General features: G+C 65.6%; 1 protein-coding gene. It reads right to left on the reverse strand.

From position 1 onward, the window contains the following. A partial coding sequence (locus tag E2651_RS43215; RefSeq protein WP_135336730.1) for a (Fe-S)-binding protein occupies positions 1–1,382 on the reverse strand: 1,382 nt, incomplete at both ends.

A 1,382-nucleotide genomic window follows, 5' to 3' on the forward strand; every position in this document is an offset into this window, starting at 1 on the left:
TCTTCCATCCACATGCGGGCGCCGCCGGCGCCGCAGCAGAAGCCGCGTTCCTTGTGGCGGTGCATTTCCTCGTTGCGCAGGCCGGGGACCTTGCCGATGATCTCGCGCGGGGGTGTGTAGATCTTGTTGTGGCGGCCCAGGTAGCAGGGGTCGTGGTAGGTGATGATGCCCTCGACCGGCGTGACGGGGAGCAGCTTGCCTTCGTCGACGAGGTGTTGGAGCAGCTGGGTGTGGTGGATGACTTCGTAGTCTCCGCCGATTTGCGGGTATTCGTTGCCGATGGTGTTGAGGCAGTGCGGGCAGGTCGCGACGATCTTCTTCGCGGTTTTGGGCTTGGCGGACTCGGGCGTGACCTTGCCGTCGTCGTCGTACTCCTCGCCGAAGGCCGTGTTGAGGGCCATGACGTTTTCCTGGCCGAGTTGCTGGAAGAGGGGTTCGTTGCCCAGGCGGCGTGCGGAGTCGCCGGTGCATTTCTCGTCGCCGCCCATGATGGCGAACTTGACGCCGGCGATGTGCAGGAGTTCGGCGAAGGCCTTGGTGGTCTTCTTCGCCCGGTCCTCGAGGGCGCCGGCGCAGCCGACCCAGTAGAGGTATTCGATGTCGGTGAGGTCTTCGATGTCCTTGCCGACGACGGGGACGGCGAAGTCGAGTTCCTTGAGCCATTCCAGGCGCTGCTTCTTGGCCAGGCCCCAGGGGTTGCCCTTCTTCTCCAGGTTTTTGAGCATCGTTCCGGCCTCGGAGGGGAACGCGGACTCGATCATGACCTGGTAGCGGCGCATGTCGACGATGTGGTCGATGTGTTCGATGTCGACGGGGCACTGCTCGACGCAGGCACCGCAGCTGGTGCAGGACCACAGGACGTCGGGGTCGATGACGCCGTTTTCTTCGGCGGTGCCGATCAGGGGCCGCTGGGCCTCGGCGATCGCGGCCGCGGGAACATCCTTGAGCTGCTCTGCCGTGGCCTTCTCGTTGCCTTCCATGTCCTTGCCGCCGCCGGCCAGGAGGTAGGGGGCCTTGGCGTGGGCGTGGTCGCGCAGCGACATGATCAGGAGTTTGGGGGACAGCGGCTTGCCGGTGTTCCAGGCGGGGCACTGGGACTGGCAGCGGCCGCACTCGGTGCACGTGCTGAAGTCGAGCAGGCCCTTCCAGGAGAACTGCTCGACCTGGCTGACGCCGAACACGGCGTCCTCGGCCGGGTCCTCCCAGTCGATGGGCTTGCCGCCCGAGGTCATGGGCTGCAGCTCGCCCAGCGTGGTGGCGCCGTTGGCCTCGCGCTTGAACCAGATGTTGGGGAAGGCCAGGAAGCGGTGCCAGGCCACGCCCATGTCGGTCTTCAGCGAGACCACGATCATCCAGATGAACGACGTCGCGATCTTCACCCC

The sequence above is a fragment of the Streptomyces sp. MZ04 genome, assembly GCF_004684775.1.
Taxonomy (GTDB): Bacteria; Actinomycetota; Actinomycetes; order Streptomycetales; family Streptomycetaceae; genus Streptomyces.